This window comes from Xanthobacter autotrophicus (assembly GCF_005871085.1).
Taxonomy (GTDB): Bacteria; Pseudomonadota; Alphaproteobacteria; order Rhizobiales; family Xanthobacteraceae; genus Xanthobacter; species Xanthobacter autotrophicus.
This window is the reverse complement of the sequence record NZ_VAUP01000031.1, coordinates 59,441-71,858: the sequence shown is the minus strand read 5'-3', so window position 1 is coordinate 71,858 and position 12,418 is coordinate 59,441. Positions and strand designations below refer to the sequence as shown.

Here is a 12,418-nt window from a genome sequence, read left to right as displayed (position 1 = left end):
GAAAAGACATGGACAAGAGAGAGATAACCACTACCCCCGGCTCGATTCTCTGAGATGGATCAAATTTTGCGGAAGCCGGTCAGATTTTTGCTATGGACAAAAGTCGTAGCCAGCGCGACCGCGCGCAAAAGGGCAACAGCGCCTCAGGCGCTTGGCATGATGGAACGCGCCTCAGGCGCATGGAGAAACGATGCTCGATAAAGAGGCCCATATGCCGGACGAGATCCCCGTGATCCGGACCATCGCCATGCCGGCGGACACCAATCCCAACGGCGATATTTTTGGCGGTTGGCTGATGTCGCAGATGGACCTTGCGGCCGGCAACGTGGCGGCGCGGCGCTCGCGCGGGCGCGCGGCAACGGTGGCGGTGGAGGCCATGAGCTTCCTGTCGCCGGTGGCGGTGGGTGACGAGGTGAGCCTGTTCGCCCGCGTCGCCAAGCTGGGCCGCACCTCCATGCGCATCGAGGTGGAGGCCTGGCGCCGCGCCCGCGCCAGCGAGCAGACCACCAAGGTGACGGAAGCTGTCTTCACCTTCGTCGCCATCGACGAGGAAGGTCGCCCCCGCCCGATCCCAAAGGACGAGGGCTGAGGGGCCCCGTCCCTACGTCCCTCCGCCTACGTCCCTGCGCTACGTTCCCGCTTCTACGTGCCCCTTGGCTTGGCCCGGGTGGTGGGGGGCGCTTCGGCGGGGTCCTCGGGCCAGGAATGCCTGGGATAGCGCCCGCGCATGTCGGCCCGCACCTCCCGCCACGAGCCGCGCCAGAATTGCGGCAGGTCCTTGGTCACCTGGATCGGCCGGTGGGCGGGGGACAAAAGGGCCAGAGTCAGGGGAACCCGGCCGCCGGCGATGGCCGGATGCTGGGTGAGGCCGAACAATTCCTGCACCCGCACGCTCACCTGCGGCCCGCCCTCTGCGCCATAGTCGATGGGCAGGCGCGAGCCGGTGGGGGCGGCGAAATGGGTGGGTGCCTCGGCCTCCAGCCGTGCCGAAAGCCCATAGGGCAGGAGCGCGTGGAAGGCGTTGCCCACATCGCCCGGTGAAATCTCGGCCAGCGCGGTCTTGCCGGAAAGGAACGGGGCCAGCCAGTCGGCGGCGGTGGCGGCAAGGGTCGCATCCGACAGGTCCGGCCATTCCTCGCCCTCGGCCGCGCGCAGGAAGGCGACGCGCTCGCGCCATTGGGCCGTGGCAGCGCTCAGCGGCAGGCGGTGGAGGCCGAGCGCCGCGATACCCTCTGCCAGCACCCGCGCGGTGGCCTCGTTCGCCGGCACCGGGCGCGGCTGGGCGGCCAGCACGATGGCCCGCAGCCGCCGAACTTCCCGCGCCCGCACGGCGGCGGCCTCGGCGTCAAAGGCGATCTCGGTGCCGGCGGTGATATCGCCGGCGAACTGGGTCTCCACCTCATCCGGCGACAAAGCGGCGGCCAGCGAGATGCGCGCGGCCTCGGCCCGTCCGCCCACCTCCGCCACGGCGAGGAAGGGCGCCCGCGCAAGGGCCACGGCGGGATCCATCACCGCACCCCGGCCATTGGCGAGGAGGAAGCGGGTCCCGTCGCCGCGGGCCTTCGCCACCCGGTCCGGAAAGGCGAAGGCGAGCAGCGCCGCCGGCGACGGGCGCGGACCATCGGCCTTTTCGCCGCCGCGCTGCGCCATCTCGGCCCAGCGGGTGGCGAGGCGGCGGGCATCCTCGGCCCGGCGGGAGCGGTCGCGACGGAAGCCTTCGAGGCGGTGGAGGAGGTCCACGCCATCGCCGCCCAGGCCGCGCTCGGTGAGCAAAGCGGCGATCTCCGCCGCTTCCCGCGCCACGCCCCGGTCGGCGCCCACCACCACCAGATGGGCGAGGCGCGGCGGCAAGGGCAGGCGCGCCATGCGGCGGCCCAGCGCCGTCACCGTATCGTCGGTATCGAGGGCGCCGAGCAGGCGCAGCAACGCCTTGGCCTCGCTCACCGCCGGGGCCGGCGGCGGATCGAGGAAGGGCAGGGATGCGGGCTCGCGCACACCGACGCGGGCGAGGTCCAGTACCAGGCCGGTGAGGTCGGCGGCGAGGATTTCGGGGGTGGCGAAGGCGGCGAGGCTTCCCGTCTCGCCCTCCCCCCACAGGCGATAGCACACGCCCGGCTCGGTGCGTCCGGCGCGGCCGCGCCGCTGGTCGGCGGCGGCGCGGGAGACCCGCACGGTTTCGAGCCGCGTCAGCCCCACGTCGGGCTCGAAGCGTGGCACCCGGGCGAGGCCGCAATCCACCACCACCCGCACCCCCTCGATGGTGAGCGAGGTCTCGGCGATGGAAGTGGCGAGCACCACCTTGCGCCGGCCCCTGGGCGCGGGCAGCACGGCGCGATCCTGCTCGGCCGCCTCCAGCGCCCCGAACAGGGCGACCACATCCACGGACGGGTCGCGGACCTGCTCCAGCAAAAGGGTTTCGGTGCGCCGGATCTCCGCCGCGCCAGGCAGGAAGGCGAGGATGGAGCCGCTCTCGCGGGCGAGCGCCCGGCGGATGGCCTCCGCCATCTGCGGTTCGAGGGGACTGCGCGGGTCGCGGCCGAGATAGGTCGTTTCCACCGGAAAGGCCCGCCCCTCGCTCTCGATCACCGGCGCGGGGGCGTCCGTGCTGCCCATGAGGGCGGCGACGCGGGCGCCGTCCAGCGTCGCCGACATGGCGAGAAGCCGCAGATCCTCGCGCAGGCCCCTCTGGGCGTCGAGGGCCAAGGCGAGGCCGAGGTCGGCATCGAGGCTGCGCTCGTGGAATTCATCGAACAGCACGGCGGCGACGCCGGAAAGCTCCGGGTCCTCCAGCACCATGCGGGTGAAGATGCCTTCGGTGATCACCTCGATGCGGGTGCGGCCGGACACTTCCGAGGCGAGGCGGGTGCGGTAGCCCACCTGGTCCCCCACCCGCTCGCCGAGGCTCTGCGCCATACGGCGGGCGGCGGCGCGGGCGGCGAGGCGGCGCGGCTCCAGCACCAGGATGCGGCCGCCCTTCACCCACGGCGCATCCAGCAGCGCGAGGGGCACCCGCGTGGTCTTGCCCGCGCCCGGCGGCGCCACCAGCACCGCGCAGGTCGCGGTGGCGAGGGTCGCTGTGAGGTCGCCGAGAACGGCGTCGATGGGCAGGGGCGTGTCGAACATGGCTTGCGCCTGCTCATAAGGCATGGCGGCGATCCGGGACAGGGCAGGAGCGTCCGCTCCTTAGTCCGCCCAGGCCGGGTCCGCCGTGAAGGCGATGGTGAGCCAGCGGTCGGGGCTCTCATAGCCGATGGCGTCGCCGATGCGGTCGCGGACGGCGTCCCATTCCTCCACCCGGCGCGGCGGCAGGCCGGTGGGCACGATGAAATACAGCTCCACCTGCTTGGCGCGCCCCACCTTGGCGATGTAGGCTCGGTAGGACAGGAAGCCGTACTCCTTCAGCACGCCCTTCGCCACCTCATGCACATGGGCGGTTAGGTCGTCCGGCGCCACCAGAAGGATGTCGGTGAGCGCCTGCCGGATGTTGGAGACCGGCAGGGGAATGATCACGGCGCACACCAGGGCAAGCACGGCGGGATCGATATAGGGCGAGATCCATTCGAGCGTCGTGCCCTGCACCAGGTAGCCGCCGCAGAAGGCCGCCAGCAGGGCTGCGGTGATGCCGCCCGACATCATCCACGCCTTGGCATCAAGGCCCACGAAGTCGGATCTGATGGTGCGATTGGCCTTGGTCTCCAGCACTGCCATCACCGTGCAGGCAATGAGCGTGACCACTGCGTAGATGATGGCGAAGTCGAACTCGAGCGCATGCCCGCCCATCAGCAGGCTGCCGATGGCGTTGACCAAGGCGTAGACGGACACAGCCACCAGCAGCACCCCGTTCAGCCCCAGCACGATGGGCTCCAGGTGCCAGAAGCCGGTGGAGAATCGCGCCTTGAGCGGCCCGGCCGCGGCCCGGCTCGACGTGTAGGAGGCGATGAGGTTGGCGACGATCAGCGCCAGCGCGCTCATGCTGGCATCCACCAGGGCATAGATGCCGTCGAAGGCGATGGAGAAGGAGCCGGACAGGATGCCGAAGGTGATGCCGAACGCCGAGATGAGCAAGGTGACCGCGATGGATGCGCGAAGAACGCCCTGTTCCGTCTGCATGGATGGTCCCTGAAACCGCTGGCGCGTGCTCTCGCGGGGTGTCGTCGTCCGGATATAGGTCATGGAGCCGGCGCGGCAAAGAGCCGTGGATGGACGCGGCCGACCCCTCCGGCTTGACACGTTCTCTTGCGGCTCGTCCGTCCGGACCTGCCGCGCGACGCTCTCCGGCTCCTGCATCCATCCTTGCGGTCGGGCACGTTCGGTGCCTTATGAGGCGCGTCGACGCCGCAACCGGGAACGCCGCCTTCATGTCCACCGCCCCGTCCAGCCTCACCAGCAAGGTGCAGCCCCTCGCCTTCGATACCGGGATCTTCGCCCTCGCCTTCCTCGATGCGGCGGCTGCCTTCGTGGGCACGGAGGGCGTGGTGCATCTGGTGGGCCCCGAGCCGAAGGTGATTCAGGTCCACGGCGGCGCGGTGCTAGATGCCGCTTCCGACGGCAAGCGCCTCGTCACCGGCGGCGACGACGGGCAGGTGATGGAGACCCGTTCGGACGGCTCCACCCGTGTCCTCGCCGGCCAGAAGGGCCGCTGGATCGATCGGGTGGCGCTGGGACCGGATGGCGTGGTCGCATGGTCCGCCGGCAAGACCGCCCATGTGCTGCCGACGAAGGGCGAGCCGAAAAGCCTCGATGTGCCCTCCACCGTGGGTGGCCTCGCCTTCGCGCCCAAGGGCCTGCGCCTCGCGGTGGCCCATTATGGCGGCGTCACCCTTTGGTTTCCCAATGCCGCCGCCGCCAAGCCGGAGCTGTTCGGCTGGAAGGGTTCCCACCTCGGCGTCACCTTCTCGCCGGACGGCCGCTTCCTGGTCACCACCATGCAGGAGCCGGCGCTTCACGGCTGGCGGGTGGTGGACGGGGCGCACATGCGCATGTCCGGCTATCCCTCGCGGGTGAAGTCCTTCGCCTTCACGGCGGACGGCAAGTGGCTCGCCACCTCCGGCTCGGGCGAGGCCATCCTGTGGCCGTTCCAGGCCAAGGACGGCCCCATGGGCAAGGAGCCGTCCATGCTCGCCCCCTCCCCCACCACCCGCGTCACCGTGGTGGCGCCCCATCCCAAGGATCCGGTGGTGGGCATCGGCTACGAGGACGGCATGGTGATGATGGTGCGCATCGCCGACGCCGCCGAGATCCTGCTGCGCAAGCCGGATTCCGACCCGGTGAGCGCCATGGCCTGGCACCCCTCCGGCGGGGCGGTGGCCTTCGGCACCCAGGGCGGCAAGGGTGGCCTGCTCGCCTTTTAGAGCCCGCGCGTCCGCTGCGTCCCCCAACACGGGTTCGAAGACCGCGCCGTAAGGGCGAAGCCCCGCGGCCGGCGTGCGTTGCGGGCAAGATGGTTCGCAGCCCAGATGCAGGGCGGGCATGTCGTGATGAGGTCATGGCGGGCGGCTATGTCGCGGCCCCATCGCCTTCGGACGCGGCTTCAAGCCATTGGATTTTCCACGCCCGCGCTGATTGAAGCGCTTTTCACGCGCACCCACCCGCTTTAACGTGACGGCAACCGTTCGCGGATGCGAAGCGGGCCACGGAGCACGAGAGAAACGCCGATGAAGATCGCCGACGTTCGCCGCACCGCCTATTCGATGCCGCTCGTGAACCCTTCCTATCCGCCAGGGCCATACCGCTTCATCGATCGTGAATTCATGATCATCACCTACCGCACCGATCGCGCCGCGCTTGAGAAGGTGGTGCCGGAGCCGCTCGAGATCATCGAGCCGATCGTGAAGTACGAATTCATCCGCATGCCGGATTCCACCGGTTTCGGCGACTATACCGAGACCGGACAGGTCATTCCGGTGAAGTTCGAGGGCGTGGAGGGCGGCTATGTCCACTCCATGTATCTCGACGACGAGTCCCCCATCGCCGGCGGCCGCGAGCTGTGGGGCTTCCCCAAGAAATTCGCCAATCCCAAGCTGGCGGTGGAGAAGGACACGCTGGTGGGATCGCTGCACTATGGCAGCGTGCTCTGCGCCTCCGCGACCATGGGCTACAAGCATGTGGCCGTGGACAAGGAGAAGGTGCTTGCATCGCTCCTGACCCCGAGCTTCCTGCTCAAGATCATCCCGGATGTGGACGCCAAGCCGCGCATCTGTGAGCTGGTGCGCTACTATCTGGAAGACGTGAACCTGAAGGAAGCCTGGACCGGCCCGGGCGCCCTCGGCCTGTTCCCCCACGCCTTGTGCAACGTCTCGCAGCTGCCGGTGCTGGAGGTGATCTCCGCCCTCCACATCAAGGCGGACCTGACCCTCGGCATGGGCGAGGTGATCTACGACTATCTCAAGGACGACGAGGGCTGAGGCCCGAACATCTTGCGCTAAACGTCCTGTGCGAAGCGGCCGCCGTTTCGCGCAGGACGCATCGAAACAGACGCGAGCCGGATCCGCTCAGGCTCATCTGACCGGAACATGATCCAGCGGAACGGGCAGCGCGGTGCGCCGCGCTTCAACCCGACGAGGGTTCCGCCGGACTGCGAGAGGCAAGGTTCATGACACTTCGCGCCAATCACCTGCCCCCCGACCTGTGCGACACCATCAACGAATACAAGCGCATCGCCCTTGTGTTCCAGGGCGGCGGCGCGCTCGGCGCCTACCAGGCCGGCGTCTACGAGGCGCTGCACGAGGTGGGTTGCGATCCCAACTGGATCTCGGGCGTGTCCATCGGAGCCATCAACTCGGCCATCATCGCCGGCAACGCGCCGGCGGACCGGGTGGCCAAGCTGCGGGAGTTCTGGGAGACCATCACCTCGCAGCGGATCATCCCCTTCAATCTGGAGGGGGACATCTTCCGCCAGTGGCGCAACCAGTTCAGCGCCGCCCGGACCATCCTGCAGGGCCAGCCCGGCTTCTTCCAGCCGCGGTTCCCCAATCCGTGGCTGGTGCCGGCGGGGGCGACCGGGGCCACCTCCTTCTACGACACCGCGCCCCTGCGCGACACGCTGCTGAAGCTGGTGGACTTCGACCGCATCAATTCCGGCGAGAAGCGCTTCTCGGTCGGCGCGGTGAATGTGCGCACCGGCAACTTCCTCTATTTCGACAACAAGATACACACCATCGCGCCGGAGCATGTGATGGCCTCGGGCGCGCTGCCCCCCGGCTTCCCGGCGGTGAAGATCGACGGTGAATATTATTGGGACGGCGGCGTCGTCTCCAACACGCCGCTCCAGTTCCTGCTGGACCAGCCGGACCATCCCAGCGCGCTGGTGTTCCAGGTGGACCTGTTCAGCGCCCGCGGGCCGCTGCCGCGCGACATGTTCGACGTCTCCGAGCGGCAGAAGGACATCGGCTATTCCAGCCGCACCCGCTACACCACCGATGTATTCCGCCGTGTGCAGGAGCTGCGCCAGAAGCTCTATGACGCGCTCCAGCGCATTCCCGAGCAACTGCGCACGGAAGACGACCTCGCCCTGATCGAGGACTACAGCGCCTCCGGCCCGGTCAACATCTGCCACCTGATCTACCAGGAAAAGACCTACGAGCGGGAATTCAAGGACTATGAATTCTCCACCACCTCCATGCGCGACCACTGGCAGACCGGCTACGAAGACACGGTGAAGACCCTGCGTCGGGGCGACTGGCTGAAGAAGCCGGACGATACCATCGGCATCGTGGTGCACGACATCCACCGCCTCTCCGAATGAGCGGGGGCACCGGCAGCCCGACCTACCGGAACCCGCGCGCCAGCATGTAGGCGCCGAGCAGGGCGAGGCCGGCGAAGAAGACCCGGCGGAACACCAGCGGCGAGACCGCGAGGCGGATCCGCCGGCCCAGCTCCATGCCGAGGAAGGCGGGCGCAAGCGCCGCCACCGAGGCCAGCGCCACCATGGGATCGGTCAGCACCGCGCCGCCCTCCCCGGGGCTCGCGAGCACCGCGGCGAGCGCGAAGGTGGAGACGGTGAAAGTGAGGCCGAGGGCCTGCACCAGGTCGTCCCGATTGAGGCCCAGCGCCTGGAGATAGGGGGCGGAGGGCATCACCGCCACGCCGGTGGTGCCGGTGACCAGCCCGGTGAGCAGCCCCATGAGCGGCGACAGCCACGGCTCAAGCCGCGCCGGCAGGCGCAGCGGAATGGCGCTGAGGCCGAGGGCGCCGTAGAGCAACAGGGTCGCCCCCAGCATGGGCACCGCCGCCGGGGAGGTGAGGCCGCCCAGCAGCAGCCCGCCGATGAGCGTGCCCAGCACCACGGCGCCCATCATGACGCCGAAGCGCCGGGCCGTGCCGGCCACGTTCGGCCCGGTGAAATATTGCCAGAGATTGGTGACGGTGGCCGGCAGGATCAGCACGGCCGCCGCCTCGGCGGGGGTGAGGAACAGGCTCAGCAGCCCGATGCCCACCGTGGGCAGGCCCATGCCGATGAGCCCCTTCACCATGCCGGCCAGCACGAGCACGGCAAAGCCCGCCGTCAGCACGCCCATGGGTAGCGCGGCGGCGGATGCCAGCATCGCGGCGATCAGAACTCGGCGCCGAGCTCTTCCAGCTCCTCGGGCTCTTCCTGCGCGCCGGCGATCCATTCCTGCATCAGGGGCAGAGCCATGATGCGGGCGCGGTAGGCGTCGCACTCGGGATCGAGCTTCACGTCATAGGACGTGAAACGCGAGCAGACCGGGGCGTACATGGCGTCCGCCAGCGTCGGCGCCGCACCCATGAGGAAGGGTCCGCCGTGAGCGGTGAGGCAACCGCGCCAGATGGCGACGATGCGCTCGATGTCCGCCTGCGCCCCGGCCCACACCTTGAAGCCCGGATAATGGGCCTTGATGTTCATGGGCAGGGCCGAGCGCATGTTGGCGAAGCCCGAATGCATCTCGCCCGAGATGGACAGGCAGTGCGCCCGCACCGCCCGGTCCGCCGGCAGCAGGCCGGCCTGCGGGAAGACTTCGTTGAGAAAGGCGGCGATGGCGAGGGTGTCCCACACGGTCACGTCCTCATGCACCAGACGCGGCACAAGGAAGGAGGGGGACAACAGCAGCAACTCGGCCTTCATGTCCGGATCATCGAGGGGCACCCGCTCCTCCTCGAAGGACAGGCCAGCCATCTTGCACAGAAGCCAGCCGCGCAGGGACCAGGAGGAATAGTTCTTGCTGGAGATAGTCAGTGTCGCCATGCTGGATGCTCGTCTGCCTGTCCTGCGCCTCGGATATTAGACTTAGGTGCTTGACTTGAGTATCGGACTTGGATGCGTCAGCCGGGGGCCTCAACTGGATGCTTTGTCTTGCTGCCCGCCCCCTGCGCCTGTTCTGGATACCTGATCCGTGGTCGTGTTGTCTCCGCGGCGTCCGCGCTTCCGCAAGACCGGGCAAGGTCCGCAGTCTCGTGTCGAATCGCAGACGGATCAACCCATTCAGACCGATTTCGACGTGAACGGCTCCGGCTCCGGCGCTCCTTGCGTGGAAGCATGTTGCATTGCACCACGCACCGCTTCACAATTCACCGTAACAGGTACATCCGTTCAGGCTTGCTGCAAAGCGGAAAGCAGGCCCTGCGGCAATAACTTAAACAGAATGGCTCCGGCGTCCATGAGGGCGTCGGCAGACGGGGAACAGAAGGACCTTTCAGCGTCATGCTGCAGATGATATTCAGGTCAGTCTCTCCGGTACATAGCCGGCGGTCGCAGCGGCACGGGCAGCCATGATGTATCAGGCGTATCAAACCCAGTCCGACTTGATGGGCCCCATCCGCTTTCTGGCGGGCCTCGCACGGCAGACCCTCACGGGTCCGCTCATCAACGGCTATGGCCATGCGGGCCTGCGCCATCTCGCCGCTGCCTACGAGTTGGTGGAACGCGCCGGGCTCAGCCACGGGCGCCCCGACTTCGGCCTCCGCACGGTGGAGGTGGGCAACCGCGAGGTCCAGGTCATCGAGGAGAAGGTGGCGGTGCTGCCCTTCGGCACCCTGCTGCGCTTCAAGAAGGACGTGGACATCGCCCAGCCCCGCGTGCTGGTGGTGGCCCCCCTCTCCGGCCATTTCGCGACGTTGCTCGTCAACACCGTGAAGACGATACTGCCGGACCACGACGTCTATATCACCGACTGGCACAATGCCCGCGACGTGCCGTTGTCGGCTGGACCATTCGCCTTCGACGACTATGTCGAGCACGTCATCAAGTTCCTGGAAATCATGGGGCCGGGGTCTCACCTCGTCGCCGTTTGCCAGCCCTGCGTGCAGGCCCTGGTGGCCGCGGCCGTGATGGCGCAGAACAGGAACCCGGCCGCGCCAGCCTCCATGACGCTGATGGCCGGCCCCATCGATTGCCGGATCAACCCGACCAAGGTGAACGAGCTCGCCACCTCCAAGCCCATTTCCTGGTTCGAAAAGAATCTCATCGCGACAGTGCCGAAGGGGTTCGCCGGCTCGGGCCGCAAGGTCTATCCGGGCTTCATTCAGCTCACCGCCTTCGTCAGCATGAACGTGAACCGGCACGTTAAGGCCCATCTCGACCTCTACAACGCCCTTGCCGAGGGCGACGACGAGAAGGCCGAGGCCACCAAGTCCTTCTACGACGAATATTTCGCCGTGCTCGACCTCGACGCCGAGTTCTACCTGCAAACGGTGAAGTACGTGTTCCAGGATTACCTTCTACCTAAAGGTGAACTCACCTATCGCGGCCAGCCCATCGACTTCAAGGCCATCCGCAAGACGGCCCTTTTGACGGTGGAAGGCGAGCGGGACGACATCTGCTCCATCGGCCAGACCATGGCGGCGCAGGATATCTGCTCGGGTCTGCGGCCCCACAAGAAGCGCCACCACATGCAGGCGGGGGTGGGCCATTACGGCGTGTTCTCCGGCCGCAAATGGGCCGGGCAGGTCTATCCGATCGTGCGTAACCACATCCTGTCCAGCGACTGATCCTCCAACGGTCCGGGGCGCCTGCCCCGGCTGCGTTCCACCGACATCGCCTGACGGGCCAAGGCAGGCCGGACCAGAGCCGGGCCGCCTTGGCCCGGAGACCTGCCCCGTGCCCCAAGCTTCTGCCCCGACCCCATCCCCCTCCGAAAGGCTGCGGGATCACCCGGCCTTTCTGCTGTTCTGGGTCAGCCGCGTTGCCTCCGCCCTCGCCTTCCAGATGCTGGGCGTGGCGGTGGGCTGGCTGGTCTATGCCCTCACCGGCAGCGCGGTGGCGCTGGGGCTGGTGGGGCTTGCCCAGTTCCTGCCGCTCCTCTGCCTCAGCCTCATCGCCGGCCATGCCGCCGACGTGTTCGATCGTCGGCGCATCGTCTTCATCTGCCAGTCCATCGCCGCCCTGACGCTCGCCCTGCTGGCGCTCGGCCTCGCTGAAGGGATGGTGGGCCTTGCCGCCATCTATGGCGCGGTGGTGATGCTCGGCGCCTGCCGCGCCTTTGAACATCCCACCATGGCGGCGCTGCTGCCGCGCCTCGTGCCCGGCGAGGTGCTGCCCCGGGCGCTGGCGGTGTCCTCCTCCGCCATGCAGATGGCCACCATCGCCGGGCCGGCGGTGGGTGGCTTCGCCTATGCGTTCGGCCCCACCGTGCCGCTGGCCGGCGCAGCCCTGTGCTACGCCGCCGCAGCCCTTGCCATGATGGCGGTGCGCCACGTGCACGCCCCGGTGCAGCGCGGCGGGATGACCCTCGCCACCCTGCTCGAGGGCCTTGCCTTCATCCGTGGGCACAAGGTGGTGCTCGGCTCCATCTCCCTTGACCTGTTCGCGGTGCTGCTGGGCGGGGTCACGGCGCTGCTGCCCATCTTCGCCAGCGACATCCTGCACGTGGGCGCGCAAGGCCTCGGTGCCCTGCGCGCGGCCCCGGCGGTGGGTGCCGTGCTCATGTCGGTGGTGCTCGCCCGTGTGCCGCTGTCGCACCGGGTGGGGCACAAGATGTTCGCCGCCGTCGCGGTGTTCGGCCTGGCCACCGTGGTGTTCTCCCTGTCGAGCAGCTTCGTCGTGTCGCTCGGCGCCCTGTTCGTGCTCGGGGCGGCGGACAATGTGAGCGTGGTCATCCGTTCCTCGCTGGTGCAGCTCTCCACCCCCGATGCCATGCGCGGACGGGTGAGTGCTGTGAATTCGCTGTTCATCGGCACCTCAAACCAGCTGGGCGAGTTCGAATCGGGCATGGCTGCCGCCTTGCTCGGCGCGGTGGGCGCGGGGGTGGCGGGCGGCATCGGCACCATCCTCGTGGCCGTGGTGTGGATGCGCCTGTTTCCCGACCTGCTGAAGGTGGACCACATGCCCGCCCGCCCCGCGCGGACCCATCCCGCGCAGGCTAAGTCTGCCTGAGCCGATCCGGCGCCAGAGAAGCCGGGAGCGACCGCAATCATTTGGTTTGCCGGCTTCCCCGCGCCTCTTCGGTTGACGCGCGGGCGCGCT

General features: G+C 68.3%; 10 protein-coding genes. 6 read left to right on the top strand and 4 right to left on the bottom strand.

Going from position 1 to position 12,418, the window contains the following annotated elements; translation table 11 throughout:
• The first annotated feature begins 190 nt into the window (after positions 1-190).
• Complete coding sequence (locus FBQ73_RS14330) at positions 191-589, top strand: acyl-CoA thioesterase (protein WP_138400179.1); 399 nt, start codon at positions 191-193, stop codon at positions 587-589.
• Positions 590-642: 53 nt separating this feature from the next.
• On the opposite strand, the gene hrpB is transcribed toward FBQ73_RS14330, so the two are convergent.
• Together hrpB and FBQ73_RS14320 are read right to left on the bottom strand one after the other, a co-directional pair.
• Positions 643-3,147, bottom strand: coding sequence for an ATP-dependent helicase HrpB (gene hrpB / locus FBQ73_RS14325; RefSeq protein ID WP_246089713.1), 2,505 nt, complete (start codon positions 3,145-3,147; stop codon positions 643-645).
• Positions 3,148-3,183: 36 nt separating this feature from the next.
• A complete protein-coding gene (locus FBQ73_RS14320) occupies positions 3,184-4,110 on the bottom strand; it encodes a cation diffusion facilitator family transporter (RefSeq protein WP_138400178.1) in 927 nt (308 codons plus the stop codon).
• A 248-nt stretch (positions 4,111-4,358) separates the two neighbouring features.
• On the opposite strand from FBQ73_RS14320, the gene FBQ73_RS14315 reads away from it, so the two are divergent.
• From FBQ73_RS14315 to FBQ73_RS14305, 3 genes are all read left to right on the top strand, one after another.
• Positions 4,359-5,351, top strand: a complete 993-nt coding sequence (locus FBQ73_RS14315; RefSeq protein WP_170218907.1) for a WD40 repeat domain-containing protein — start codon at positions 4,359-4,361, stop codon at positions 5,349-5,351.
• A 303-nt stretch (positions 5,352-5,654) separates the two neighbouring features.
• On the top strand, positions 5,655-6,404 hold the full coding sequence (locus tag FBQ73_RS14310) for an acetoacetate decarboxylase (protein WP_138400176.1): 750 nt from the start codon (positions 5,655-5,657) through the stop codon (positions 6,402-6,404).
• A gap of 188 nt (positions 6,405-6,592) precedes the next feature.
• Positions 6,593-7,744 (top strand): patatin-like phospholipase family protein, encoded by a 1,152-nt coding sequence (locus tag FBQ73_RS14305; protein ID WP_138400175.1) that lies wholly within the window; start codon positions 6,593-6,595, stop codon positions 7,742-7,744.
• A gap of 22 nt (positions 7,745-7,766) precedes the next feature.
• On the opposite strand, the gene FBQ73_RS14300 is transcribed toward FBQ73_RS14305, so the two are convergent.
• Together FBQ73_RS14300 and FBQ73_RS14295 are read right to left on the bottom strand one after the other, a co-directional pair.
• Positions 7,767-8,543: a sulfite exporter TauE/SafE family protein gene (locus tag FBQ73_RS14300; protein WP_138400174.1), complete on the bottom strand. Its 777-nt coding sequence runs from the start codon at positions 8,541-8,543 to the stop codon at positions 7,767-7,769.
• Between the two features lie 8 nt (positions 8,544-8,551).
• Complete coding sequence (locus tag FBQ73_RS14295) at positions 8,552-9,202, bottom strand: glutathione S-transferase family protein (protein ID WP_138400173.1); 651 nt, start codon at positions 9,200-9,202, stop codon at positions 8,552-8,554.
• A 524-nt stretch (positions 9,203-9,726) separates the two neighbouring features.
• Between FBQ73_RS14295 and FBQ73_RS14290 the strand changes: the two genes are divergently transcribed.
• Positions 9,727-10,944 (top strand): polyhydroxyalkanoate depolymerase, encoded by a 1,218-nt coding sequence (locus FBQ73_RS14290; RefSeq protein ID WP_138400172.1) that lies wholly within the window; start codon positions 9,727-9,729, stop codon positions 10,942-10,944.
• A 109-nt stretch (positions 10,945-11,053) separates the two neighbouring features.
• Positions 11,054-12,328, top strand: a complete 1,275-nt coding sequence (locus tag FBQ73_RS14285) for an MFS transporter (protein WP_138400171.1) — start codon at positions 11,054-11,056, stop codon at positions 12,326-12,328.
• The last annotated feature ends 90 nt before the right edge of the window (positions 12,329-12,418 follow it).

What these genes read in the sequence shown, in the direction of transcription:
- FBQ73_RS14295 (WP_138400173.1), bottom strand. Translation starts at nt 9,202, where the DNA reads ATGGCGACACTGACTATCTCCAGCAAGAACTATTCCTCCTGGTCCCTG.
- FBQ73_RS14310 (WP_138400176.1), top strand. Translation starts at nt 5,655, where the DNA reads ATGAAGATCGCCGACGTTCGCCGCACCGCCTATTCGATGCCGCTCGTG.
- FBQ73_RS14300 (WP_138400174.1), bottom strand. Translation starts at nt 8,543, where the DNA reads ATGCTGGCATCCGCCGCCGCGCTACCCATGGGCGTGCTGACGGCGGGC.
- FBQ73_RS14305 (WP_138400175.1), top strand. Translation starts at nt 6,593, where the DNA reads ATGACACTTCGCGCCAATCACCTGCCCCCCGACCTGTGCGACACCATC.
- FBQ73_RS14290 (WP_138400172.1), top strand. Translation starts at nt 9,727, where the DNA reads ATGATGTATCAGGCGTATCAAACCCAGTCCGACTTGATGGGCCCCATC.
- FBQ73_RS14315 (WP_170218907.1), top strand. Translation starts at nt 4,359, where the DNA reads ATGTCCACCGCCCCGTCCAGCCTCACCAGCAAGGTGCAGCCCCTCGCC.
- FBQ73_RS14330 (WP_138400179.1), top strand. Translation starts at nt 191, where the DNA reads ATGCTCGATAAAGAGGCCCATATGCCGGACGAGATCCCCGTGATCCGG.
- FBQ73_RS14320 (WP_138400178.1), bottom strand. Translation starts at nt 4,110, where the DNA reads ATGCAGACGGAACAGGGCGTTCTTCGCGCATCCATCGCGGTCACCTTG.
- hrpB (WP_246089713.1), bottom strand. Translation starts at nt 3,147, where the DNA reads ATGCCTTATGAGCAGGCGCAAGCCATGTTCGACACGCCCCTGCCCATC.